The 25,206-nt window shown below is 64.4% G+C and carries 25 protein-coding genes; 4 read left to right on the top strand and 21 right to left on the bottom strand.

Features of this window, described 5'->3' with window-relative positions; genetic code table 11:
• Nucleotides 1-122: 122 nt before the first annotated feature.
• From JQT59_RS36085 to JQT59_RS36025, 13 genes are all read right to left on the bottom strand, one after another.
• Nucleotides 123-2,987 carry an NACHT domain-containing protein gene (locus JQT59_RS36085; RefSeq protein ID WP_213578573.1) on the bottom strand — a complete coding sequence of 955 codons (2,865 nt, stop codon included), beginning with the start codon at nt 2,985-2,987 and terminating at the stop codon, nt 123-125.
• 384 nt (nt 2,988-3,371) lie between these two features.
• Nucleotides 3,372-4,790 carry an Abi family protein gene (locus JQT59_RS36080; protein ID WP_213578571.1) on the bottom strand — a complete coding sequence of 473 codons (1,419 nt, stop codon included), beginning with the start codon at nt 4,788-4,790 and terminating at the stop codon, nt 3,372-3,374.
• A 427-nt stretch (nt 4,791-5,217) separates the two neighbouring features.
• A complete protein-coding gene (locus tag JQT59_RS36075) occupies nt 5,218-5,421 on the bottom strand; it encodes a hypothetical protein (protein ID WP_213578623.1) in 204 nt (67 codons plus the stop codon).
• 119 nt (nt 5,422-5,540) lie between these two features.
• Nucleotides 5,541-6,290 carry an HNH endonuclease family protein gene (locus tag JQT59_RS36070; RefSeq protein ID WP_213578569.1) on the bottom strand — a complete coding sequence of 250 codons (750 nt, stop codon included), beginning with the start codon at nt 6,288-6,290 and terminating at the stop codon, nt 5,541-5,543.
• Nucleotides 6,291-6,506: 216 nt separating this feature from the next.
• Complete coding sequence (locus JQT59_RS36065) at nt 6,507-7,784, bottom strand: hypothetical protein (protein ID WP_213578567.1); 1,278 nt, start codon at nt 7,782-7,784, stop codon at nt 6,507-6,509.
• Nucleotides 7,785-7,884: 100 nt separating this feature from the next.
• On the bottom strand, nt 7,885-8,544 hold the full coding sequence (locus JQT59_RS36060; protein ID WP_213578565.1) for a DUF4190 domain-containing protein: 660 nt from the start codon (nt 8,542-8,544) through the stop codon (nt 7,885-7,887).
• Nucleotides 8,545-8,648: 104 nt separating this feature from the next.
• Complete coding sequence (locus JQT59_RS36055) at nt 8,649-8,996, bottom strand: hypothetical protein (protein WP_213578563.1); 348 nt, start codon at nt 8,994-8,996, stop codon at nt 8,649-8,651.
• Between the two features lie 141 nt (nt 8,997-9,137).
• The gene (locus tag JQT59_RS36050) at nt 9,138-9,878 is read right to left on the bottom strand and encodes a Csf3-related protein (RefSeq protein WP_213578561.1); all 741 of its coding nucleotides are present in this window, start codon (nt 9,876-9,878) and stop codon (nt 9,138-9,140) included.
• Nucleotides 9,875-10,720 carry an RAMP superfamily CRISPR-associated protein gene (locus JQT59_RS36045; protein ID WP_213578559.1) on the bottom strand — a complete coding sequence of 282 codons (846 nt, stop codon included), beginning with the start codon at nt 10,718-10,720 and terminating at the stop codon, nt 9,875-9,877. The genes JQT59_RS36050 and JQT59_RS36045 overlap by 4 nt, the downstream gene beginning before the upstream one ends.
• Nucleotides 10,717-11,157, bottom strand: a complete 441-nt coding sequence (locus JQT59_RS36040; RefSeq protein ID WP_213578557.1) for a hypothetical protein — start codon at nt 11,155-11,157, stop codon at nt 10,717-10,719. The genes JQT59_RS36045 and JQT59_RS36040 overlap by 4 nt, the downstream gene beginning before the upstream one ends.
• A gap of 218 nt (nt 11,158-11,375) precedes the next feature.
• Nucleotides 11,376-12,650 (bottom strand): HEPN domain-containing protein, encoded by a 1,275-nt coding sequence (locus JQT59_RS36035; protein ID WP_213578555.1) that lies wholly within the window; start codon nt 12,648-12,650, stop codon nt 11,376-11,378.
• 288 nt (nt 12,651-12,938) lie between these two features.
• The gene (locus JQT59_RS36030) at nt 12,939-13,589 is read right to left on the bottom strand and encodes a hypothetical protein (protein ID WP_213578553.1); all 651 of its coding nucleotides are present in this window, start codon (nt 13,587-13,589) and stop codon (nt 12,939-12,941) included.
• A 170-nt stretch (nt 13,590-13,759) separates the two neighbouring features.
• Complete coding sequence (locus JQT59_RS36025) at nt 13,760-14,272, bottom strand: hypothetical protein (protein ID WP_213578551.1); 513 nt, start codon at nt 14,270-14,272, stop codon at nt 13,760-13,762.
• Between the two features lie 203 nt (nt 14,273-14,475).
• Between JQT59_RS36025 and JQT59_RS36020 the strand changes: the two genes are divergently transcribed.
• Nucleotides 14,476-15,273 carry a phosphoadenosine phosphosulfate reductase domain-containing protein gene (locus JQT59_RS36020; protein ID WP_213578549.1) on the top strand — a complete coding sequence of 266 codons (798 nt, stop codon included), beginning with the start codon at nt 14,476-14,478 and terminating at the stop codon, nt 15,271-15,273.
• Between the two features lie 136 nt (nt 15,274-15,409).
• A complete protein-coding gene (locus JQT59_RS36015; RefSeq protein ID WP_213578547.1) occupies nt 15,410-16,330 on the top strand; it encodes a hypothetical protein in 921 nt (306 codons plus the stop codon).
• Between the two features lie 357 nt (nt 16,331-16,687).
• On the opposite strand, the gene JQT59_RS36010 is transcribed toward JQT59_RS36015, so the two are convergent.
• The 4 genes from JQT59_RS36010 to JQT59_RS35995 all read right to left on the bottom strand — a co-directional run bounded on the left by JQT59_RS36010 (nt 16,688) and on the right by JQT59_RS35995 (nt 19,869).
• Nucleotides 16,688-16,903 (bottom strand): hypothetical protein, encoded by a 216-nt coding sequence (locus tag JQT59_RS36010; RefSeq protein WP_213578545.1) that lies wholly within the window; start codon nt 16,901-16,903, stop codon nt 16,688-16,690.
• Nucleotides 16,903-17,790: a hypothetical protein gene (locus JQT59_RS36005; protein ID WP_213578543.1), complete on the bottom strand. Its 888-nt coding sequence runs from the start codon at nt 17,788-17,790 to the stop codon at nt 16,903-16,905. Before JQT59_RS36005 ends, JQT59_RS36010 begins: the two co-directional genes overlap by 1 nt.
• Before the next feature lie 263 nt (nt 17,791-18,053).
• Nucleotides 18,054-19,352: a vWA domain-containing protein gene (locus JQT59_RS36000; RefSeq protein ID WP_213578541.1), complete on the bottom strand. Its 1,299-nt coding sequence runs from the start codon at nt 19,350-19,352 to the stop codon at nt 18,054-18,056.
• A gap of 175 nt (nt 19,353-19,527) precedes the next feature.
• On the bottom strand, nt 19,528-19,869 hold the full coding sequence (locus tag JQT59_RS35995; RefSeq protein WP_213578539.1) for a hypothetical protein: 342 nt from the start codon (nt 19,867-19,869) through the stop codon (nt 19,528-19,530).
• Between the two features lie 307 nt (nt 19,870-20,176).
• On the opposite strand from JQT59_RS35995, the gene JQT59_RS35990 reads away from it, so the two are divergent.
• The gene (locus tag JQT59_RS35990) at nt 20,177-20,461 is read left to right on the top strand and encodes a hypothetical protein (protein WP_213578537.1); all 285 of its coding nucleotides are present in this window, start codon (nt 20,177-20,179) and stop codon (nt 20,459-20,461) included.
• Between the two features lie 353 nt (nt 20,462-20,814).
• Complete coding sequence (locus JQT59_RS35985; RefSeq protein WP_105419015.1) at nt 20,815-21,057, top strand: helix-turn-helix transcriptional regulator; 243 nt, start codon at nt 20,815-20,817, stop codon at nt 21,055-21,057.
• Nucleotides 21,058-21,107: 50 nt separating this feature from the next.
• On the opposite strand, the gene JQT59_RS35980 is transcribed toward JQT59_RS35985, so the two are convergent.
• The 4 genes from JQT59_RS35980 to JQT59_RS35965 all read right to left on the bottom strand — a co-directional run bounded on the left by JQT59_RS35980 (nt 21,108) and on the right by JQT59_RS35965 (nt 24,625).
• Entirely contained in the window at nt 21,108-21,386 is a 279-nt protein-coding gene (locus tag JQT59_RS35980) for a hypothetical protein (RefSeq protein WP_213578536.1), read from the bottom strand.
• A 585-nt stretch (nt 21,387-21,971) separates the two neighbouring features.
• A complete protein-coding gene (locus JQT59_RS35975) occupies nt 21,972-22,394 on the bottom strand; it encodes a hypothetical protein (RefSeq protein WP_213578534.1) in 423 nt (140 codons plus the stop codon).
• 287 nt (nt 22,395-22,681) lie between these two features.
• Entirely contained in the window at nt 22,682-23,812 is a 1,131-nt protein-coding gene (locus tag JQT59_RS35970) for an LGFP repeat-containing protein (protein ID WP_249354714.1), read from the bottom strand.
• Nucleotides 23,813-24,181: 369 nt separating this feature from the next.
• Nucleotides 24,182-24,625, bottom strand: a complete 444-nt coding sequence (locus tag JQT59_RS35965) for a hypothetical protein (protein ID WP_213578530.1) — start codon at nt 24,623-24,625, stop codon at nt 24,182-24,184.
• Between the last annotated feature and the right edge of the window lie 581 nt (nt 24,626-25,206).

Below are 25,206 nucleotides of genomic sequence, written 5' to 3'. Positions count from 1 at the left end.
TTTGTCTTTCTCATTCCAGTCCCACGCTAGAGCACTCGCTCGGACCGTATGGTGACTCATCCAAGCGATAGGGCGATAAGCCGAGACCGTCCTGCGCTGAGAGCAATACGGGAGAGCGTGCTTCACGGCCTGGCAGGCTCGGCGAGTGGTTCAGTTCTGATCGACTCGCCGACCGGTGCTCGGTGCACCGCCGGCAGAACACCATCGCGGAGAAGCGTCAGCAGTTCAGGGCCATGCCTGGTTACAGGTTCGAGCGCCATCTCCAATATCTCAGCCGCCTCGGGATCTGCGAGCGCGTCGAGAATCGCCGGGCTTTCGGTGTCGATGTCGCCGCCCGCCCGCAGCCGGTGCAGAGCCTGATCAGCGTTGCCGATCTTGTCGGCGACCTCGTCGTCGGCGGACAGGTCTACCAGGGTCTGCTGGTACTGCGCCCACTGCACCGCAGCGCTCGGGACCGATACCGGGGACCGGGGAACCTTCGCCCGGACCGCGGTGAGCGTGCGCGCGTGCCTGCCGGCACCTGCTTCGCGGTCGGCGGTCTCGATGAGCGCTTGGACCTGCTCTGCCGTCTGGCGCGTCACCGGGTCGGCGCCGAGTGAGTCACGCAGTGCATCGGCGACGAGGCTCCGTGCTCGATCGTTGAAGTCCGCAGCTCGCACGAGTACGCGCGCGACTGCGAGTGGATCGGGCAGGTTGGGGGCCTTCAGCACTGCGAATGCGACCGCGAGTAGCCGGTCGTGGAAGCGGGGCTGTGTCCGAGCCATGCCATCGTCGATGAGGTCGAGCGCCAGGGAAGGGCCGATTGGGCAGATTCGCCCCAGCCTGGATGCGGCGTCGTCATCGATTCGCTCGAGTAGCGAGACGATCGCCTCGTGTTGGTGGGGCTGGGGTTCAGTGAAGAGGCCGCCGGCGGCGAAGACCCAGGCGTTGCGCCAGTGTGGGCTTGCTGCGACCCTCTGTAGTCGTGCCGTCGCCTGATCGAGCGGTCCGGTGGTGAGGAACCGTGCGGCCATCAGTTCTTGCAGTGATCGGACGTCGAAGCCCATTCCTTCTGCACCGCGCGGTGCGAGGAGGACCAAGCGGTGGGTGGCCGCGGTGACGATCTGGTCGAGGAGGCCAGAATCGGTGTCGGAAGGATGGAAGCCGGCGTCGTGCAGCACCTGCCAGGCGATGCTTCGAAGTTCCTCTGGGCTCATCGTGGCCGTGGACCCGTCGGAGTCCTCACTACGTATCTGCAGCTCGAAGCCTACGCGCTGGTGAAGGTCGAGGATGTGCGGAGCATGGTCCTGCAGTAATCGGGCGTAGGCCATCTGCTTGGCGCGTTCGCGTTTGAGGACGGTCTCGTAGTAGCCCCAGAAGAGGCTGTAGCGGTCCGGAGCCAGTCGGCCGGCTCCCTCGACGATGATTGTCATGATCAGCACCTGCAGCGGTGTCTGCATCAGGTTCCGCAGCGACTCGTTGTCCGCCGCGCGGTGCAGCTGCGCCTCGATCCGTTCGATCTTGTCGAGATCGTCTTTGAGGCGTACTCGGGTTGCCCGGATCCCGTACCGAACAGCTTGTTCCACGTCGAGCCGGGAGAGGTCGACCCGTTCGAACTGGGTCGGGGCGATGTTCTCGACGTATCCGGTGGGTCGTGTGGTGACCACGACCAGCAAGTCGCAGTTGTCGCCTTCGGCCTCGGTGACGAACTCGGTGATCTGCGCGATGAGACGTTTACGGATGCGGGGTTCGGTCACCTCGTCGAGGCCGTCGAGCACGAGAAACCACGGCCACTGCTTCATCCACGAGTCGAGAGCTGCAGCCGATACGTCGCCCGCGTTCAGTCGCTTGGACACCTTGTATGCGATCCACCGCAGCAGTGTGGAGTCCTCACTCAGGCCCTCTTCCTCGGCGTACTCGGCAAGATCGATACGCATCGGCCACCGCCTGTGCTTCGGCAGCCCGTCCCGTCCCATACCGCGCAACGTTTTTGCAGTCTCCTCTATCACCCCAATGTGATCGGAGCCGAGATCTGATCCGCCCGCCAGGATCGCGGTGCGGTAGGCCTGGACGAGGAACTTCGACATCGTCGTTTTCCCGTTGCCGGGTCCGCCGGCGACCACGATGTGTCTCGGTCCGTCGTGCAGGTTCAGGCGCGGCTTCAGGACGTGCTCTCCGCGGTCCAGGACGTATCCGAAGACCGTGCGCCGCCTACCGTCGCCGCTGGGTGTGATCGGCAGATCGATTGCGACTTCTTCGATCGGAGTGCCAGGGCCGTCTCCGGAGCCGGCCTCGTCGAAGTAGATGGCGCGATCGCCCATCAGAGCCATGCGTGCTTGTCGGTGCAGTCCCGATTCCAGCTCGTCGAGTGGGAGCTTGTCGGTGAAGTCGGCCAGGTGCGCGAAGACATCCGGGACAGTGAGGAAGGCGCCGAACGCTCGCCGGATGCCGGGGTTGGTGGTGACCAGTCCGTCGACCTGATTGCCGTCCCAGATTCGCCACTTTCGCAGGCGGGACATGCGCCTTCTCATCGCATTCCGGCGCTCTGTCGCGGCGTCGTTGATGTCCCGGGATCCATCGGAAAGGGCCTGAATGTAGGATTTGATGTTCTTGTCGAGCTGAGCCAGTCCGCCCTTTTCAGGGACGGGTGTCAGCGGGACATTGGTCACGATCACCAGGTAATCGGGCACCTGGCCTCGCACCGATGCGGGATCCGCCCACGCGTCCAGCTCGGCTTTCACGTGTTTCCACAACCACGACAAGTTGGTCGAAGGTTGCGCGGCCAGGCGTTCTTTGTGTTTGACCTGGAAGACGGTGTAGCCGTCCCATACCTCGCCGCGCTCGGTCTCCGTGCCGGACCAGATGATCGTTCCCTGGCAGAGCATGTCCCGGCCACCGTCGGAGCCAGACCCGAGAACCTGCACGTGCGGACCACACACCGCGGTCGCCAACGCCGCTGCGAGGTCCTGGAACCCGAACGGCCCCAACTTCTCGAGATCATGCTGCACGAAGACATGATGTCAGGCCAGCACTCCGGCGTCCGCCACGGCCGTCACTGCTAGCGCGACTTCCGGCCAACGGGAGGATGCACGTGCCGCTCGCAGTCACGTGGACGGGTGACACATGCATCGATCTACCAATAATTGCCGACGATTCCCACGGGACTTCTAGAGGAAAAGTGGCCTTCACCTGGGATGCTGTCGGCGTTTTCACCGAGAACACCAGCATAGCGATCAAGATCGTCTCCCCGCATGAGGGAGCAGCAGCCGGACCCGGCACAACTTGGGCCCGTAGACGGTCCGGTGCCCGTTCCTGATTGAACGACTTGTCATAGTGGCAGTGGGGACAGCGGCGGTGGACGTGAAGACTGGGCGGACCACCGGGGTGATGAACTATGCGTCGGGGCCGTTGGGTCCGGAGAGGATATCCACGACCGCCTCGGTAAGCAGTCCAGATTCAAGGTCGTTGAGCGGTGTGCGTCCGTTGAGTCTGACGTCTGCGTTGACCCACCAGCGGGCCACACCCCACGGATCGTCCGCGGCGTTAAGTTTGTGATTGGCATACGCGGCGACAGGGTGGATCCGGCTCTGTCCCTTTTCCAGTTGGAAGACTGGGTAGTCGAAGGCCTCGCCAAGTTTCAATCCAAGCAGCCGTCCGGCACTCCGCTCGCGACGGACGATGCTGGTGCGTGATCTCGGTTCGCTGGTCGGGGCGAGGACAAGTCCGACGTCACTCGCGCCTACGGTCTCAAACTCGCGGCGGAGCGCGCGATGCTCGGCAGGATATGGGTCCGCCGGCGGCAGATATCCGGGGTCCCAGATGGACTCCTTTTCCCACCCGGCGGGGCACCCGATCTTCGATTCGGGTTGTCCGATCGCCTTGAGCCCCTTCTGAACGTAGTCGGCGATGTCTTGGCGCCAGGTTGATTCCGGGTTTGTTCGGACGATTAGGAATGCCAGTACTGCCAATGCGGCGTACACCCGTTGCTTGGAATGATCCGCGTGCTTCAACTCGTCGATCAGCGCGATCTGGCCAACCTGGACAGCGATGTTCTTGTTCCATAGCCGTGCATGGTGCGCACAGGTGTTTCGGATGTAGTTGAGCGTCGTCATCCAACTGGCGAGTGCGGCACCGTCTCCGCGGGAACCCTTCATGATCCCGAAGCTCTCAGCAATTTCGTCCCGGTGCTTCGGCTTCAGTCCTTCATACAGCTTGGATAGGCCGCCGAAGGTAAGGATTTCAGTCACGACCCAGACGGGCAGTGTGTGACCGTATTTCGCCTGGTAGTGCTTAACAAACTCTTCTTTCGATGACGTCTCCAATCGGCGGACGTTGCCGAGCCAGGCAGAGTGGTCACTGCTCAACCACTGCAACCGGTGCAAGGGATCATCGTGGTTTTCTACAGCGGTGAACCCACTGCCGAGAGCATGCATGTCGCAGTGCGCGAACGGATGACCTTGGCCAAGCGCGTGTCCGATCCGCATCCGCATGGCGACCTCTATGCGTTCAATCGCATCGAGTACAAGCAACTTCAGCTTCCGGTCAAACTCGTACAGCCGAACGACCTGCTCCAAGGTTGTACCGGAAGCGAATTCGTCCATCGCCTCATACCCAGGCAACACCTTCGGGTCAGCTGTGGGTACCGGCCGTCGCTTCCGATACGGGTACCAGTATCCGCTCAACCTGTAGTAGCCGACCGTCTCGAGAATCCGAGTTGCCGACGACTCGTCCGGTATCTCCATACCACGACTGCGAAGCAGTTCGACCTGCTCAGGAATCGTCTTGAACGTCTTCGTAAATGTTTCAGTCATCGCAAATATAGGAGAACCGACCGCCCCCTCCTATACGGAGGTGGACGGCCGGCCATGTTGCGTATCACCTTAGCGGGGGGACTGCCAACTTGTCCAACTCAACTGACAACTTGTCACGAGCAGTCGGTCAATTGATTCCGCAGTTCGTGCAATCCGACTCGGTACCGCAGCCGCTGGTAATTGTCACGTGGGCGGACGCCGTCCTGCAATTCGTGACCGCAGCAGCGCGCCCGCAACCAACCGTGCGCTGCGAACTCACCACATTCTGCGGAGTACGCAATCCATGGTCGAGCACTCCTGAGTTGTCACCGCCGACGCCTCGTTCTTTCAGCGGGACACGCTGAGCCCGCACCGATCCCCCCACCGCCGCTACGTGGTAGTCGTGACGATAGCCGCGGGCGGAGCCCCATCACCGAAAGGGGACATGTCATCCACCTAGTTCAGACGGCATTTTCGTATCGAGTTCAGGGTTCGCCCTAAACCAACCGCTCCAGGCGGGCATGAAGGGGAACCGACCACCAGGGACGTCGTCGTGCACCGACTCGATCACCGCATCCTCGCCGTCAATGCTCACGATGACGAACTCCGAGGTGACTTCGGCATGCACCTTGACGCGGTCACTCACATTCATCGGCCCAGCTTCCATCAGAGATCTGCCGACGCTGCAGGGCACACCACACCACCCGGCTTGCGCCGGAGCGCCAACACTCACGGGGAACCGCCGGCCCCTCGCCCGCGAGACGACCCCGGTCAGCAGGCCGCCAGGACCCGGATCATGGCGTCCTTCTCGGCCTGGGTGACCCACCGGTTGTAGAGCGCTTTGACGTCGATCTGGCGGGAGACATAGGTGCAGCGGTAGCCCTTGTTCGGCGGCAGCCAGGACGCAGCATCGGAGTCGGACTTCTGTCCGTTGGTGGGGCCGTCGACGGCCTGGAGGTTGCGGGGGTCATTCGCCAGGTCGCGGCGCCGCTCCGGACTGAGTTGCTGGGCGCCTTTCTGCCACGCATCCGACAGGGCGATGACGTGGTCGATCTGCACCGCGGTCGAGGTGTCCTGCCCACGGACGAACGCGATCGTGGTGGCGGTGTAGGGGTCGTGCAGTGTGCCGGTCGCAACGACGCAGTCGCGGGTGCTGGGCTTGTAGGTGATCTCGACGAGGTCGCGGCGCAGGATGTCGTTGCGGGTATCGCAGCCGTTGTGGCCGCCCTCGACGCCGTTGTCGTCGGACCACGACGGCCCGAACTGTTCCCGGCTGTAGCCGGTTTTCGGGGCGCGGCCCTTGACCGCCAGCGCGTCGAGCTTGGTCAGCGTGGCCGCGGTATCGACGGCGGGTGCGGCCGGCGCGGGTGCGGCCGGTGCGGGTGCGGCCGGTGCGGGTGCGCCGGCGCCACTCGATCCCGCCGGGAACGCGCCGGCGGCGGAGCACCCCGTCAAGGTCAACGCCGCGGCGGTGAGGGTAGCGGCGAAAGTGGCTGCGACCGGGCGGGTCCGAAGCTGCATCAGTGGTTCTCTCCTGGTGTGAGTGGTCAAGCGTTGAGAGTCGAGTATTCACACCGCTACCGACAAGTAGCGGCAGCTGGGACATCAACTGGGCTAAGAACCCGGTCACAATGCCCTGGCCCAGGGCTCAACGACATGTGGCACCACACGTGCTTCTCGGCAGCACCGGTCGATCGGTGCCGGTCGATCGGTGCCGTCCGTTCGGCCCGCTGCAGCTTAGGTCGTCCTCGTGGCCAGGGATCGAAGACCGAGCAGGCACACCCCGATGAGTAGGACGGAGACGATGGTGACCGCGGCCGGGTCGGGTGACGTGGCCGCGCGCAGAAACATCAACGGCGGCATGGCGCCGGCGCCCGCGACGAACGCGGTCACCGTAATGGACAACGTAAACGGTGCACTCAGTGCGATCGCCGCTCCCACCCCGGACATGGGCAACACCGAGGCCGCGGTAAACCCGGCAACGAGCGGGAACATCAAGTAGTAGGCCACCGAGGGAATCAGGTCCAGCCCGGCGAAGTCGAGCAGCGAGCTACAGGCGATCACCCCGAGCGCGACCATCCCGGCATACAGCCGTGGCCACCGGTACCCGCACACGGCGCCGCCGATGAGAAGCACCGCGGGGATGAGCAAGACCACCGCGGATTCCGCCACCCAGAACCCGGAGCTCAGAGCGCATCCGCTGATCGCGACGAGAACCAGAATCAGCGCGCCGTCGCGGCCCCGAAGTAGATGCGCCCCTGTCCATGCGGTCACCGCCACCGCGGCCGCGCCCACGAACCACACCCACGACCGGTCGGTGAACGCGACGAACACCCACGACAGCACACCGCCGATAACCGGAAGGACGACACCGACACCCAGCGTGCGGCGATCGAGGTGACCCGCCGCACCAGCGGTGGGTGGGGCGATCAGATGGGCGGTGACCAGCGCGATCACCGCGATGAAGACTACGGCCACGACCACCAGAGCCCGCTCGGGCGGGGGCACGGAGTCGACCGGGGTGTATGCGGTCCACCCGAACTCCGACCCGGTCAGGGAGGTGACGCGGAGCATCTCGTCGAGCCGGTTCCCCACAAGCGCGGAGATCAACACTCCAGTGGCCAGTGCGATCAACGCGGCCGGGCGCCGCCCCGCGTAGACCGCGAGTGCCCCGAGCAGTACGCCGGCACCGATCGGTGTGCTGAACCGGGCCCCCGGATCGGGCACCGCCCCCAGTGCGCCTGCGGTGACGACACCGAAGCCGAAGAGTGCGGTGATGAAGGGTGCCGTGGGTAGTTCGCCTCGTGTGTTGAGAACCACCGCGGCGATGGCCGCAGCGACCGCGGCGAGCACTGTTCCGCTGACGATGCTGGAGGCGGCATCGAAGCGGGCCGTGGAGTCGAGCACGGAATGGCCGGTTCGGGTATCTCCGAACACGTAACCAGCGACCAATCCCCCGAGGAGCAGAGCAATCGCGGTGAGCGCCCCGGGAAGCCGCTCAGACTCACCCCGCACCGTCACAGGCCTGGATACCCGTGCCGCAGCGCAGAGCTCACAGGGTCGGGGTCTGTGTTCCGCCCGCCCCGAAGACCCTCACCCGCGAGGTCCTGGGAACTCATGGGCCCGGTGTCCAGGTTCCGCCGCCGGTCCGCGTATCGGTCACACAGAACAGGTCCTGGCCCTGCGGGGAGACGGCGATACCGGTCACCGAGGGGTCGCACGAGTCGCCCTCCGATGCGGTGCCGATGATCGGGACCGATCGAACCCAGTGCGGCCGGGTCGATCCGGCGTAGGTGCATTTGAGGAACGTTCCGTCGGCCGCGGTGGCGTGGTTGTCGACCGAGGGATCGCAGTCCCCGTTGACCACCGGCGCGATGGCGGCCGGCGCCGTGGTTTCGACCGCGACGGTGGTCGTCTCCACGGTGGTGGGCTCGGCGACGGCAGTGGTGGGTGCCGCTGTGAACGGTGCGGGTAGGGCAATCTCTGGGAACGTGGTGACCGCGGTTGCCGAGTAGTCCTGGGAGTCGGTGTCGGAGTTGAATGCGGTTCCCGCCGAATAGAGCACGGCGGCGGTCGCGAGGGCTTCGAGGACACCGAGGATCAGGCCGGCGATCGCGATGCCGCGGCCACCCGGCCGCCAGAACGCGAGGATGCCGAACACGATCGCCACCGGAAACAGGCCCAGAAGTGCTGCGACGAGGGAAATCACCGCGTACGGGTTGATCGGATCCAGCGCGGGACCCGCCGGGGTCTTCGACATATCGACTGTGTTCATGCGCTCTACACCCCCACCGCCAGTGCTTCACACGTTGCACGAAACCTCGACGCTGATCTTAGAGCGCACACCTTGCCGCGAGCTCGCACGCGGCCGAGATTCCTTCAGGGGGTGATCGCGGGCCGTCTCTGCTGGGTTCTCAGTGCTGAGCGGGTGGTGCGTCCGGCAATGAACGTGCGGCGTAATTGTGCCGTGCGCTCACGGATTTCCTCCGGTGAGAGCAGTACCGGGTCACGCTGGGAGAAGTCACGTGTGCACTCGTAAATCCACCCGACGCCGAATTCCTTCAGCAACTCCGACCGTTCAGCGATCGCGGCGAGGTACTCCTCGCGCAAATCACCGCTCAGCGCGGCGGCCACCGCCTTCTCCGCCTTCTGCTGATACCCGTTGTCCTCGCGCCTCCGCGGAACCGTGTCGCCGGCACGTGTGCGGCGAAACCAACCGAACACCAACTACGCCCCCTTCTCCGAACCGTCCTGCGAGAGTAGCGCTACCACCACATCGGCGCCGTCACAGGCAGACGTGGAATGCGCGAAACATTTGCCCTGACCTGGACTGATGACACGTCCCCTCAGTCGCGGCTTGGCGGGAGATCAGCGGGCCGGCAGAAACACCTGACGGCGCATCCCCGGATGCATGTACGGGGGCCGCAACCCCATCTGCCCGTCCCCACCCGTGCGGACCTCCCGACCGTGCAGGCAGGCCGCGGTGGCGGTGCGGCCGAGGGTGCCATCGGGGTGCAGGTGCCCGTGCTCCCACCGGTCAGCGCCATGGTGCTCGGTGACCGTCCAGTCGAGGATGTGGCCGTGGCCGGCGCTGCGTTTCTTCCCGATCGACACGATCGGCGTGAGGAGATCGGCGACCGCGGCCGGGTCGCCGACCGCCCGCCACACCAAGTTCCGGCAGATGGTGAGCGGCAGCGGCATCACCCGAGACCGGTAGCGGCCCTGCCGCTCGGACACCAACGCCGGCAACGCGGCCGACATGTGGGCGAGGGCCTGTTGATCCGGGCGGGCCGACCAGTACTGCACGTGCGGGCCCGGGACCTCGTCCTCCGGGTAGGCGAAGGTCGCCGCCCAATGCCAGTGCTCGCCGCCGCCACCGGCGGTGCAGCGGGCCAGCGGCAACTCCAGGTCCTCCGGCACGGTATCGGAGCTGTAGGGCGGGTAGTCGGTGCCAGCGGCGCGGGCGGCGGCCTTGACGTTCTCGCGCACTTCGGAGGCGAGGAGGCCGTCGAGGCTGATGCCCCACGGCACACCGTGCGCAACGCCGCCGGCCAGGCGGGCACGTACCACCATCGGGACCATGCCTTCCCCGGTCACCGCGGGAGTCATGCCGGGAGGGAAAGCAGCATCGCGACGGCCTCATCGCGTCGTGCGGCGACGATCTCCCGCCAATCGACCACCGGGCCACCCGAAGCGGGTTCGGTGAGTGTGGTGGCGATCTGGCCGTGCCCGATCCCGGTCCGCCCACCCAGCCAGCCGGACCGGGTGAACTCGGTCAGCACGTCGGCGGCGAAGGCGTGATCGAGGTCCGAGCCGCGGCTCAGCTGCACCCAGGACTCGAACCGGGTGCCCGGCGCCAGGGTTTCGATGTCGTACCGCATCACCGGGGACCCGGAACCGGAACCGTCGTCGGTGGGGTCGGTGAGGTTCCGGCCGGTGGCGACGTCGTCGAGGTGTGAATAGGACTCGAGGGCCTCGATGTCGAAGCGGGACGGCAACGGGCCCGGATACTGCCGCCGCAGGATCGGGGCGGCTTCGGTGACGATCGGCACGACATGCCCGACCCGTAGGCAGCCGTCGATCGGTGCCGCCCCGACCGCACCGCCGAACACACTGATCTGCGGGATCAGCTCCCGCAGCTGCTGCAGGCGCCGCCCGGTGACCGGTTCCGCCGAGGTTTTCACGATCGCGCCGCCGTTGCGGAGGGTATGTGCGACCGCCAGGGGCAGCTGGTTCTCGTAACCGAGGACATCGCGCAGCAGCTCCTCACCGATCCGGCGCAACACCCCACGAAACGAGTTGCCGGAGATCACCGGAACCAACTCCACCGACCCATCCTGTTGCAGGATCTTCATCCGCCGGCCGATCGCGGTGGTGCCGATCAGCTCCCCGCGGTGCGAGATCGGGGATTTCGCGGTCATCTCGATCTCCCACACCCGGGACACGCTCACGACGCCACCCCGTGCTCGGTGCGGGCGGCGCGGACCGCGTCGGCGACGATCCGGGTCCGCAAGGTCAGCGCGGTCGTCTGATCGCGCATCACCTGCAGCACCGGCCGCGGCTCGTAAGTGAGCAGCACGGCCAGCTCGGCGCGTTGCTCGTCGGTGCGCGGGGACGAGCCGAGCCGGGCCGCCGAGGCGGTCCACCACTGGTGCAGATTCACACTGTTGTAGGTGGCCAACCGGATCCGGGTGGGCAGCAGGTTGTCCCAGTAGTCACCGCGGCGGGCGGCCACCCAGTTCCCCTCCGACCAGTCCACTCCGTAGTGCAGCAGCAACATCAACCGCTCCGCCACACGGGCGGCCGGATCCAACAAGGCCGGCAACTGCGGCACCGCCGCAAGCCAGCGGTCGGTCACCGAAATCGTGTTCTCCCCCGAGGTATTCATTGCTGCCGAGCGTAGAGAATTACGCGGGATTTCTCGAGTCGCCCACCGAACTGAACAGGGCGTCCCCACAGATGACCGCCGCACCCGGTGACCGGCACGGAGTCGTGCTCACCCTGCACCGGCCACACTGCTGTGCGCCGGGCAGATGCCAGCCCTCGCGTAGCGATGGAGGGTTCTGCGCGCCCGCGAGTAGATCACCAGGGTGCGGTATTGCTTCTTCACTCCTCATCCGGTTCGGTGGAGGGGTATCCCTCGGGTGGTTCTAATCGCTCCAGCATGCGCGCGTCTAATGAGGCGGCATCCCATGGCTTGTCGGTCGACAGCAAGCTCCGAAGCAGATAGCGGAGTATGAACCTGCCGGCATCGACTGCACCAAATTGGTCATTACCGAGCTTGAGAGTCCAATTCTTTGGCGACACCCCATGAGCGATACTGGATCGAATGCCATAGAACTGCTTTACCAGGCTGTAAGTGTCCCCCGGTGGGATGCGGTCTGCCAGCGCGACAGCGGCTCGCTGGGCCATACGGTGCGTCAAAGCGTCCTTTTCCTTACCGACGAGTGCTTCAATCCCAATGGCCACGTCCAGAACGATGTCCTCGGGGTCGTCTCGGAATGAGGTACGGCGACAGCGACGAGCCGCGATCAATACGTTTTTGGGCGCGGTCTTTAGGGCCTTCGCGATCTGTACTATTTCGTCGATTTCGGCTTTCGGGATAGGGATTCTCGCCTTATTCCATGCTCGATCAGTCATCAAGTCCTCGGGATACGCCCGCCCGGTCCACGCGGACCACAGCGGTGGCAAGTCCAGCCTCCACTCGGTGGCCCAATCCCGCGGTCGAATAAGGATCTGAGCATGGCCGGAGGGAACCTCGGCGACGATATAGACGGCTTCCGCCACCGCACGTGCGATGTCATCCGAGATTTCGGAAGGCAGTTGGCCTGGCGGCCAGGAATGCACGACATTAGTGAACTGGACGTCTCGCAGGACAACGGCGTGGGTGGCGGCGGCGGCGACGTATGGTGACACGTTATCCTGCCGCATCCATTGCAGCGCGCGGGCTCGGTGGTCTGCTTCGGTCATTTGCTCGATCCAGGCATTGCTATCAATGTGAACTGGCTCATCGGTGTCGAAGGACACCGCTACGAGAGGGACGATCACGTCGCCGGTCAGCTTCTTGCTGAATCGTGCCCTCTCGATCTGTTGGTAAATTGACCGGAGTTCCTCATCCGTCTCGGCATCAATAGCGTCCGCTCGGTTGAGTATCTTGCCAACCAGTCTCGCGGCAGTCTCGAACTCAACCTGCTCCCGTCTCTCTTCTCTTGTCTTCCCGTCCATCAGCGGTGCGAGACGACTGACGCCTCGCATCAGCTCGTCGTCGTCCATTGCCCGACGACTGACCTCCCGAACAGCCTCGGCCAACCGGGGAACTTCCGAGACCGGAATGGTCGTGCCGAATCCTCCGCTGAGCCCGAAGACCTCCGTCCAGTCCACACGGTCACTTTTCGGACCCCCGAGGAACCCATCGGAGGAGACGAGAGGCCAACCCGCGTCGCTCTCCGCATACTTGATCAAGGGCTGCATTGGAACGTGCCGACCGCTGCGTGCGTACTCGCGTCCGGCCTCGCGTGCAGCCCTGATAGCTGGCAAGAGCAGGTCCCACAGGTCTGGACGCAATAAATCCTGTTCGATAGCTGTCACACGCTCAGCATGCCCGGCCCAATCGGACTGACCGACATCGGTATCTACAAGCTGACGAGATCCTGCGCGACTGGATGCCCTCTATCGACTGGCACGCAACCCCACGTCGAACCATGGCCCGGCGTGATGCCAAGGGGTGAGATGGTTCCAGTCGTCGAAGACCTGCGGCCACTGGTCGGCGACGACCCGGCTCAGGACCGAGTAGGCCGGACTGTCATCGCGGAGCATGGTTTCGGAGAAGCCGTGTGCCCGCAGGCGGCGCACCACCTGCAGCCGAACCGCATCCGCTGCTGTCCAGCTCAGGGCCGTGTCGTCGACCGTGACCTTCCCCCACCGGGCATCGGGAAGTACATGTTTGCGGCCGGGCCGCAGCGGCACGAGAACCGCGGTGTCCGCGTCGACGACGGTGGAGAGCACCTGGCGCAGCTGTTGCGGGCCTGCGGGTGTCAGCGTGACGGGCGTGCGCGTGACGATATGCGCTTCGGTGCGCAGCGGACGGTGCCGGTAGACCCACACGCACACTTCGCACAGCTGGCGGCCGGCGAGATTCGTCCACGACTCGAACCCGGTGAACCGCCGCGAGATCACCCTCCCAACCGGGATCATCACCGCGGTCACCCTGCCGCAGCGCGCGCACCCGGTCTCCCGGTCATCGGGTGTGGCGACCTCGGTGGGTCCCTCGGCCGCCGTGAATGCGGCCAATGCCACGTCGGCAACAGCGGTGATCGTCATGGCCGGCACCGTAACCTGCCCACCGCGGTCGTGCCGGGCGCGGTCCGGGTGGCACGGTCACCCACACCGTGAAACTCGAACGCACGCCCATCTACACCAGACCAAAAAGAAAGCGGGTCAGGTGCACCATCACACCCGACCCGCTCCCTACCCTTGTCCGGCGGCCGGTATCACCGTGTCCGTGAAGGGGTCGACGCGTAGAGGACTGCGGCAAAGATACCTAGGAGCACCACGCCGATCGTCGTGGGAATCCAGGCGGCCACACGGTTGAGGCCGTCGTACCCAATTGCGATGAGACCACCGACGGCAGTGGCGATCGCCGCACTCCGCCAGAGCCACGGGTGAGCCCGATCTCCGGCCTCTGCCTCCACCACGCGAAACTGCGCGAATGCCGTCACACCGACCGCCACGATGACCGCGAATATGGCCCATTTGAAGCCCGGCAGATGTCTGGAGATATTGATCAACGCACCGGTGAAGGCGATGAACGCCAGCAAAGCTGACCCGGCCGCTGCGGCGAACCAACCGAACCCGTCTCCGTGCGACCGCTCCGCTTCCGATCCCGAGTTGGCCAGGGACAATGCGACCAGTGACAGTCCTCCGGCCGCAATCAGAATCAATGTCCACAGCATCCAGTGCCAATGCGACCAGTCGCTGAAATGATTGACTGCTACTTCCCCCACGATGATCTCCTCCCGAAATCGTTTTGAGTTGTCGCGCAGGACGCTATCGGTCACGACCGACACGTCGCTACCTGAGTTGCGGGCGACGACCTGCCCCATTCCAGTTCAGCGAGCGCGAATTCCGACGCATCCCCTGTCGGCATCCACGGGACACGGCGGCAACGCGGGGTGGGGCACGACTGCGCACCAGTAGCCTCGGAAACGTGGTGACAACACCGGAACCAGGACTCGACCTTGCAACGCTGCGAGGGATGCGGCAGGCCTCGACCAGATCCGGTCCGTCCTCGCTTGAACAGATCGGCACCCGGATCCGCGACCATCTCGCCCATCACGACGGGTATGTCGCGTTCTCCGGCGGAAAAGATTCACTTGTTGCGCTCGACCTCGCGCGCCGGGCCGATCCGGATGTGCCGGTGGTGTTCTTCGACTCCGGACTCGAATACCCCGAAACCTACGATTACATCCGTGAGCTCGCCGTGGCGTGGCAGCTCGACTTGCACGTCATCGCAGCCGAGCCGCCGCTCCTCGACGCTCTGGTTGCTTCTGGGCTGTGGGATCACTCAGCCCCGCATGCCGATGCCCGGATCGATCTCCACGACATCCTGATCGGTGCCCCGGCCCGACGCGCGCATGAAATGTTCGGCCCCGGTGAGCTGTGGGGTGTGCGGGCCGACGAGTCCGCCGGCCGCCGACACCTCTACACCCGTGGTGGCCGACGCGACGGAATCATCACCCGCACCGACGGGACCATCGCCTACGGGCCGATCTGGAACTGGACCACCCAGGATGTCTGGGCCCACATCTCCCGGAACCAGCTACCGGTCAACCCGGTTTACGACGTTCTCACAAGGATCGGCGTGCCGCCGGCACAGCACCGCCTCTCGCACCTGATCGACGGCGCCCATCTCGACCGCGGCCGGTTGACCTGGCTGCGCCGCGGCTGGCCACAGCTGTACGAACAACTCGCGGACGCGTTGCCGAGAATCCGGCACATGACCTAACCAGGCTGACGACCCGCCGGCCGACTACAGGTCCCGCTTGTCCGGCGGCAGGACGACGCGGTGGCGAAACTCTGACCGACCGGGCGGACTCTTGGTGCCGCTCGTGCCGGGTTACCGGCCGATTAGCCTGGCCGCCATGACTGAAGACGCCACTCCCCAACGCCTGCACTTGATCGACGGAAAGACCCGAGAGCATTTAGAACGACTTGTCCCCGCGATCAATCAATATGCGGACCTGTTATGTGACCATTCGAGTCCCCGGCCGGGTAGCGCGTTCGCGGCGGAAGAAGGCGTGCTCACTATCCGATCCCCGCGCGACGCGGTGACCGTGGTCGGGCTGAATGCGCTGGACCACCTGCACCTTGCCGCTACGTCGGTATTGAATAGCTCGCGTATCACGGCGTTTGCGACGTTTACCCTCGTTCGATCCGCGATCACGGCGGCGGGACTTGCGGGTTGGCTTCTCGCCTCGGATGATTCGATCGTTCGCCAGACACGGACGCTAAACCTCACCTACCACGAGCTGAAGAACGAGCGGACCGCCGCTCGTGAGTTGGTGGGGCAAGACAAGCCTGACCTGCCGGAGCACGCCGTCTACAACGCGCGGCACAAGTCGGCGTCCGCCGCGGTTGAACGACTTACGGCGCGCCTTGAGGACGTCAAGATGGACGCCGTACGGATCGGGGCCGCAGCCGATATGTCGAAGGAAGCGCTTCTGTGCGTCACCGACAAGCCCACCGACACGTCCATGATCGGTGAGGCCACCAAGTTGGTCCGAGCACAGGAGTACTACGAGGACTTTGGAGCAAAACAAGAAGTAGTGCGTGTCTGGCGGACAATGAGTGCCCATGCACACGGTTTGAGCTGGGCCGCCGAGATGACCACCGCCCGCGGGACTGATGCAAATGGCCGGGAAGTAACTCTCTGGAACCCGCAAGGGGAGGACCTCCTGCAGGGCATTCAAGTGGCGTGGGATCTCCTGTATGGAATGGCGGAGAAGTACATCGAACTCCTGGGCGCACGGCCTACAGAAGGCGAAGTTTCCGGGACGGATTAACGCATCGTCTCCCATCCCCCACGATGACCCTAACGGTTCCGTCACCAGCCAATTCATGAGGTGGCTCGGCCGGTAGGCGACCAGGCGGATCTCGCGATGCCTGGACCGGAGCAAGCGGTGGCCGCTTTGGCATTCGTGATCGGAATTCAGAAATACCAGTAGAGATCCGCGTGGAGCCGGTGGTGTGCCGGGCGCGCAGAATCGCTCGCCTCCGCCTGGCATAACGACGCGGGTTCGAACCAACGACGGAACCTCTGTGCGTACTACCCATGGCACGCACAGAGGTGAAATGGCGTGGGATGTTCCAGCAAAGCTACGATCAGTGGCACTGCAGATGCACTGGATGAGCCGGAGGCGTCACCCCTCTTCGGTGGGTACGTCTCCGGTCTTCTTTTTCCGCTCACGTTCTTCGGTCATACGTTTCTTCAGCTCCCGGCGGGCGCGTTGCTTCGGCGTCTCCACCGGCTCGGCGGCCGGGCTGTCGTCGACGGGCCGGTAGACGGCGCGGCCCAGGATGATGTCGGGGTTGACCACGAGTTCGGGTCGGCCTTTTCCATCGGTGAACAGTCCCATCAGCTGACCTTTCCTACTCCGGTGATATCGCGTAGCTGAACGATCATGCGGCGTCCGATCGTGCCGTCCGGTCGACGGTAGCGCCCCGGTCCTGCGGAGACGACCTCGAACCGCATCCCCCGGGGCAGCAGGTGCGCGGTGTCGTCGACCTTGTCCGAGCGCCCCAGGTACATGCCCCGGTCCGTCTCGATCTCGAACACGACGTCGTGCTCGGTCATCGTCTCGTCCAGCTGGTGGACAGCGTGTGTGGTCATGGTGAAGCGGTCGAAGTCGAGCATCGAACCCTGCTGCAGCGCGGCCGGCAGATTCGTCCCCGATGCGGGCACTGCGTGCGGAAGCCGGGCCGCGCAGTAGAGGACGTGTCCGCGGTCGTTGGCCCGTTCGGCGGTCTGGATCGCCCGGTCGATGCGTTGGACCTGGGTGCGGGTCTTCTCGTCGAGGTGCTGGGCGTCCCCGCGGGCCGCGCTCAGCGCCGTGCCGAGCTGCGACCAATGATCGGTATCGCTGATCAGGGTGTGCACCGCCTTGTATCCGACGGCCGGAAGCTGTGTCTGGGCGATGTTTTTGGTGACCGAGCGTGCCTTGCGTTGCCGCGCCGAGGGTGGGATCCGGATCGAGTCGGGGATCGGTAGCTGCCGGCGTTTACGCGCCGAGACGTCGGTGACGGCAGCTCTGGGGAAGGCGCGCTCGAGGTCCTTGCGGGCCCGGGTGAACGCGCTGTCTTCGACCATGTCGTCGAGCTCGCGGGCCGAGGAACGTTCCGCCGCCCGGTCCTGGTGACTTGCTTCGGTGCGGTAGCCGACCGGTTTGACCGCCGGCGAGCTCGACTGCCCGAGCTCGGGGTCGAGGTGTGCCGGTGGGCCGTCCGGGCTGGCGCTGTAGCCCACTCTGCATCTCCCCCGGATCTGTGTAGGCGGGCGGACCGACCGCGGAAAGTAGAGGGGCGTGGCAGACGGAAACGTTCCAGTTGGCGTCTGCCACGCCGGGCGAGGAACACTGGTGCCGGTAACCAGCCGGCGGCGCCCCCGCCCCGCAAGCATACCCGAGAGCCGCGAACACCGATCGCAGGAGACTACCGCCGGGGACATGTCATCTGCGCAGGTAGATTACCTATTTCGCAATCGCGCCATGTCATTTGGGGACAACGGGATCAGCTGAGGACGCGGGCTTTCCGGGCCGCGCGTAACCAGTCCGGGTACTCGCTGAGGAGTAGCTCGTACAGGGCTGTGTCGGTGAGCTTGTCGATGTTCTCGACCGCGAAGAACCCGGCGTTGTCGACGAGACGGCCGGTCAGGGTGTCGAGTTTTTCGAGGATCCCGAAGCTGGACTTGCCGATTCCGATGAACTGCCAGAACGCCGGCAACGCACTGGCTGTCCGCATCAGGGCGGTGATCTGCGCCCTGGCGTTGAATCCGCCGTCGGTGAAGAACAGCACCAACGTCGGGACCGCAGTGGCTTTGTCGAGGGTGCCGATGATCTCTTCCATGATCGGGATCTCGTTGTTGGTGCCGCCGATCGCATCGAAATCGATACCGCCGTGGCGGCCACGGAGGTGGACATAGGTGTTCACCCAGGTGTCGGCGTCGGCGACGGTGACGTCCGGCAGCTTCACGAACCGCTGGGCGTAGGCGTAGGCCTCGAGGTTTCCGTCCGAATCGAGCTGGGTCGCGACCGGCACCATCCGCTCGATGATGCGTTTGACCTCACCGGACCGGTACCGCTTGGACATCGACCCGGTGTTGTCCATGACCAGGACGACCCGGCCGACCGGGCTGGCGGCACCCTTGCGCAGGAGGACTTTCGCGACCTCCCGTTTCTGCAGATTCAGCTTCTCCCGCTTGACCAGGGAGAGCGTCGCTTCGCCGGGCACCGTCCGCACCCCCTCCCCGTCGACGGTCGCCGAAGTCGCCGCCGCGACAGCGGACTGTGCGGGTTCGGGTGCCTGTGCAGGGGTTTCGTCGACGCTGACACCGTGCTCGGTGACCAGGGCGTCGAGTCCGCCGCTCCAGCCGGCCGACCGGTTGCGGACCTTCCAGGACCCGTTGCGCCGGTACACCTCGAGCAGTACCGCGGACCGCTCGGTCGTGAGGCCTTCCGCCGGGATCGCGAACGAGGTTCCGCCCGCCTGGGTGAGAGTTACTGACAGGCCCGGGACCTGGGCGAGGCTGCCGGGCACGTTCTCATCGAGTGCGACGGCCACGGCGAGGGTGTCGATCGCCGCGGGCACTGCCGCGAGGTGCAAGGTCACCTGCCCGCCGGTGAGGGTGACCGCACCTTCCGGGGTGCTGGGGTTGTTGAAGAACACCAGATCGGCGTCGGTCCGGACCTTCAGATCGGCGCCGAGCTGGAAGACGAACAGATCGACCGTTCCCTGCCGGGCGCCGGTCACCTCCACCGTCGTGGTGGCCGTGTCGATCGGGCTGTTCGCCCCGCGTGTCAGAGAGGTCATGGTGTGTTCCGGCCCGCCAGGGTGGGGCCGAGTCCTTTCGTCAAGGGCCGCGAGGCGGTCGGTACGCCCGCGAGCAGGAGCCTAGTAACCGGATTCACCGGGTACGCACGTCGGCGCGCCCACAGACACGTGGGGTTGTGGGTGCGGGAGTGCCCGTGTGGGAGTGCCGGTGCGGTTACCGCAGCACCGCGACGTGGTTGCTGCTGGTGTAGCGCGGGCTGTCGTGTTCGATGCCGTCGTCATCGCGCAGACGCAGAATCCACACCGTGCCGCCGCGCGGTGACTCGGTGCACGGCTCCGTCCGCACACCGATCAGGGTGCGGTAGGCGCCGGTGCAGGTCTGCGGATCGGCCCCGGTCTTCGACCACACGCTCCGGCCGATGCAGCGACCCAGCATGACGGGTGGGACGACATTGTGCGTGCGGAAGAACTCCGCGAGCCGTGGATCCGTTGCCGGCAGCGGCGGATACGCGTCAAGCTCGGGCTCACCGAACTCGTCGAACAGGGCGGCATTCACGGTCGCGGCCCGGCAGGGTGCGGCTCCCGCGCTTCGGCGAGGACCGCGGTGTACAGGTCGAGGTGCCCGCACGGGTTGTCCCAGCGATCGCAGGTCAGCCAGTGGCCGTCCTCGTGGAACCTATGGCTCTTCGGGATACCGCGCGGCCCATGGCAGACCGGGCAGACCCAAGTGAGAATGACCGTGCGGATCTGGGGGTAGGCGGCGCTGGTCCCTCAGCCGCTGCGGTCAATGACGCGGACAGCGCGTTCAGTGAGGTCATGGTCTACGGGTACGGGCATGTCAGCCTCTTTCATGAAAGGGGGACGTGTCATCTACGCAGCTAGAACGGGTTTTCTGGATCTTGCTGCCCCTGCGGCGGGATTCAGAACCGGCCGTCCGCGATGGCCTGAAGAACACCGCGAGCGGCTTCGGCATCGCCGCGGGCCCGGTGGGCGGCGCCGAGCCGGATGCTCTTCTCGACCCCTTCTGCCTTGGCATCAACGTCACCGACCCCCGCGAGCACCCGGTCACCACATACACCCCGAGACGCACCGTCCACGACACCATGTCCCCGATCGCAGGTTCCGCCGGGACTGCATTCACTACCTGAACCATCGAAGTCCCTCTTTCGCTGCACTGCAGATGTTCCGTCACTTACCTTGCATCGTTACATTGTAATGTAGCAAGGTGTGAGTGTCACTGCTTCATCGACATTCCACCCCACCCCTCAGCCCCATACGTCACAATTCGGCGTTGCATGGTTGTCATCATGAGGGCATACCACCGCACCACGACACGAACGGAAGGGTTCGTTACAGCACGGCGTTGTAGGGTCTAGGGCATGGACACCTCACCCGGCGCGGCACCGGCACGCCGCCACCTTTGCCACTCGGCGCCGACGTCGCGGCGTGGCCGGTCTACACCCCTCACCACTACCGACCCGGACGGGAAGGTCTGAGAAACATGGTCAGCCCGCACCGCCTCACCACCGACCAAGTCATCGACCTGATCAAGGAGGAAACCGGCACCGAGCTCTCCATCTCGACCTTCCGCGGATATGTCTCACGCGGCCAAGCGCCCGCGCCGGTAGAAAAGATCGGCCGCACCCCACTGTGGAAGCGCTCGGACATCATCGAATGGGCGCACAACCGGCCCGGCCAGGGCGCCCGCACCGACATACCGAAGCGGCGGCGCCGCACCCAGTGACCGGCCGCCGCATTCCATCCCGTGTGGCCATGCGGATGGTGCCGGGGAGTTCAGGTGGCGGTGTCCACGCGCAGCCGCGGCAGCATCCGGTGCACCGCACGGGCATCGCGGCGCCGCAACGACCCCTCCGCCAGCAGCTCCCGCACCGTCTCGACCACACGGGCCGGAACGGTCACCTCGTGCTTGACCGCCCCGCCCAGCGCTTCGATCAGCGCCTGGTGGACCTGACCGGTCTCGAGTGAGAAGCTCACGTGATCGAGCGTCGGCGCCGGTAGTACGGGACGCAGTAAGGCAATCACCTCACGCGCAAACTTGTTGGCCCCCTCCATGCCTCGAGTGTGACACACCACACCGACACCCGCAGGTACTGCGCTGCTCCGCTCCACCCCGCGCGGCGCATATGCCCGAAAATCGGATCAACCGATCACCACTGACCGCCGCGAGCCGGCATGACCCAGGGACGTTCGAGTGCCCCGGTTACCGCCCCGCTGTGGAAACGGTCAGCGGACCACCTCTACGAGACAGCAACAGGTCGGGAGCTTCCGGTCAAGGAACCTCTAGCGGAATGCTCCGGTCAGGCTTCCGCCTACGGGTCACCCATCAGAAGCGGCTGACTCAACGACCGATTGCCAGCTAAGAGACCTGCGTGATGACGTCCTCGGACGCTTGCAGGGCGATGTGCTCGTCAATGAGTACACGGCGGCATCCATCGATCTCAATGAGTACCGGCAACGGTTCGACATACTCTGGCCCCGCTAGTGTCACTGTCGTGCCGGCCGTGAGGCTCGCGTCCGACGAACACTCGGTCGCCGGCGGGAGTGAGAAGAACGTCGGCCCCGGGCTGTCCTGGATGATAGTCCCGTCCGGATCGGTGGTGTAGCGACAAACTGCGCTGCCGACCCAGTACTGGTCGGCTAGAGGCGCTGATTACCGATTTTTGGCGTCACTCGCCGCGTGCTGCATCCCATCAGCTGTTGCAGCGAATCCGGCGTGTGGCGGACGTAGTGTTCGATCCGATCGACCTGGACTAGTTTTTCGATTTCGCGGAGTCCACCGATCTTGAGGAATCCACAGTCGTCGACAGGGTAGGACGGGCGTAGTGCGCGACCGTGCGCGTCGATCAACCACAAGTCCGGTATCGGTGCCAAACTCGCCGTTCCACAACTGTTCTGATCCAGACGTTGGCCCTCAGACGGGGCATTGAGCTTGTCGATAGCCGCAGCGAAGTCACCCTCCCATCGGTGCTCGGCAAAACTCCCGGTGAGATCAGCGGCAACCGAATTCGCGAGCCATTCGTCGCAGGTAATGGCGGCGACCGGCTTGAAATCCGACGGCACCGTTCCCGACCGCGGCGCCGCGTGAGGGTGGATGGAACCCAGTAGGTTCCGCCCACCCTCACGCTTACGGCAACAGGCTAGTGTTCTCGATCCTTACCGCCCCTGGGGTCTGAATCGGCTGATGTTGCTGCCCTTCCCCCCGATACCTCGGACGGCACTGCGCCAGTCGGCGGAGGCGGAAAGGGCTTATGACGATGGCCCCTGCCGTGAGCACGGCTTCCCGCTAAAGCAGGACCGAGGTCGACGGGCGGAGCTTCTGGCGCGGATGTCCCAGGGAACTCGAGGGGTCAGTTAGGTTGGCCAGGGTTGACACGGTCGGCCCGAATTACTGTGTTGGTCGGCCCGTTGTAGATGAGTCCACCTCCCACGAAGAAGCTCATCCTTTGCCCGACCGAGGTGAATCCAGCGGTGGTCGCCAGCTCATCCGAGATGGGATAGCCCATGGGTCCGTTTTCGTAGCCGAGTTCCGCCCACTTCTCGAAGATACGACCGCGTACCGACTGAGCTCCGATGACGGGATGCCAATAGATCCAGCCTCCTTGGAACTGTTGCCGCCGCCCCTTGCCGTCAGAGTTGGGAAGGTCACCAGCCACGGGATAGCCCAGTGGACCTGTCTCAAAGCCTAGCGATCCGAACTTGGTGAAAAACGGAGTCGTCATTATCTGGGCGCCGGTTGATGGGTGGAAATAGATGGCGCCTCGTTCGAAGCTGTTCATCCGGCCTTGACCGTCGGGAAGGACCTTCTCATCGGAGGTGGGATAGCCGAGGAGGCCGCTGTTGGTTTCAGCGCCGACCGTGTTCCACTTGGATCGGATTGCGCCGCCGATCGAGTAGGCCTCGTTAAGCTTCCAGTAGATGGCCGCGCCTTGGAATTCCTGGCGGCGCCCAACGCCGTCGGCATTGACAATCTCATCGGTCGTCGGATAGCCGATATAGCCGCCCTCGTAGCCCTTCCGCGCCCAGGCTGCGAAGAAGTGGTTGACCACGGGATGCGCGCCGCTGGCGGCGGACCAGTAGATCGGTCCGTTGACGAAGGTTTGGCGACGTCCGAATTGGTCGGGATTGACCAGTTCGTTGCTGGTGGGAAGAAGAAGGAAACTGGTCGAGCCACCGAGAGAGTCGTACTTGACCCGGATCGCACCGCAGACCTGGTACCTCCACTCGGGGAAGTAGGTCATGCAGTCCGTGGGGGCGGCCGCAGCTATAGCGTTGGTGGCTGTGGTACTGCTGCGCGCGTTCCGCGACTTCGATTCCGCCAGAATTCTTGCCTCGGCCATCTCGGCTTTGTCGGCGTCTTCCTTGGTGTAACCCTCGGGCAGTTCTTCGCGATCCGAACGCATCTTGCCCGGGACAATGGTCGCGTTGGGGTTCTCGGTTGGCTTGCCTGTGTAGGGAATCTTCTTCCCGTCGGTCGGCACCGCCTCTGAGCTCGATGCCGGTGGTGTTGTGGCTTCGCTCCTCTGAACCGAGCTCGGGTTCGGGGTGGAAGGGGCCGCCGGAGTGGTCGCCGGAGGGACTTCCGCTGTCTTGGTGGACGCGCTCGGCGTAACCCGCTGCGCCGGGACCTCGGCCGACGATGTCTCGGGCTGGAGGGTTGGTGGTGTGGTGCTACTCGAGCTGGGCGGTGTGGTCGGCGTTGTAGTTGTCGGCTGGGCGGTCGTAACAGCGGGGCAGACAAGAAAGATTAAGGCCACGGCTATGCCTTGGCCTATCCAGAACTTTGGTCGAGACACTCTAGTCATTAGCAGCCTTTTCCAGTTCGAGTGTATTCCTATGAACCCGATTTGCTAGTCCTCCGAGCGCCGGCAAAGTTCACCTTGTGCCGGAACTTCCTCGCCGGGATCGAGCGGATCACAGTGGAACATTGCGGTCTTTACCCCAGATGTTTGGTAATCGTCGTCGAGGTTCGCCGACCAGGCACGAACTGCGACTTCGATGTTCTGACCGGCATAGTTGACGTCGTTATCTATTTGGAAAGTTCCGGGGTTGTTGCATGAAAATGGATCACTGTTTTGGAAATCCATCATCACGCCGTTCACGAGGAGATACATCGTGAGATGCGTGTCATAGTCGAGGTAGGGGAACGTTTGGGTGATCGGTGAATACACGCACGTCCAGTCGACGACTGGACGTTTCGACGTCATCGTGACCCTGAATTTAAAGGTCAACCTATCCGTCAGCTCATATCCCCCGCCTTCGACCTTGAGGTAGGAAAGGAGCTCAGTGTTCATGTCTTTCCATGCCGAATCAGGAACCAGTGAGCCTCTGACAGGAAAGTTCGTTGGGGGGTAGTCCGGGTCATTAGTCGGGTCCGAAGGAATGACCGGAATTTGCTGCGGAACGGGACCCAGTTGCGGAGCGGGACCCAGTTGCGGAGCAGGATCCGGTGGCGGTACTGGCGTCTGAGGGGTCTCTTCGTCAGCTGTTGGATTCGGGGGCTCGGTCGGTGGTCCGGGGAAAACTGGCAGCGGCGGTGAAGGCTCGACGCCCGTTTCAATGTTCGGTGCAACAGGGACTGCGGGTGTAGTCGTCGGTGCATCTGGCGCAGCAGAAGCTATACCGCCACCGCTTATTGCCAGGACGATCGAAAGAGCTGGAGCAAGCCAAATGGCGCGATTGCTCGTAGCCCGTGACAAATTCCACCCTCGTGTGCGTACTGCCATCTGACACCTGTCTCTCTGAGGGGACTTCGGTCAGCGGCGGGCCCGTCGCTCTTTAGCAACCTAAACCAACCGTTCGCTATTTACTCAGCAGTCACAGATGTCACTTTGGTAACAAACTGGACGGCCGCTCACTTCTTCTCCAGTCATGG

It is taken from the genome of Rhodococcus sp. USK13 (genome assembly GCF_018343855.1).
GTDB lineage: Bacteria > Actinomycetota > Actinomycetes > Mycobacteriales > Mycobacteriaceae > Rhodococcus_F > Rhodococcus_F oxybenzonivorans.
Note: the sequence above shows the minus strand (reverse complement) of the source record. Positions and strands in the feature narration are given on the sequence as shown.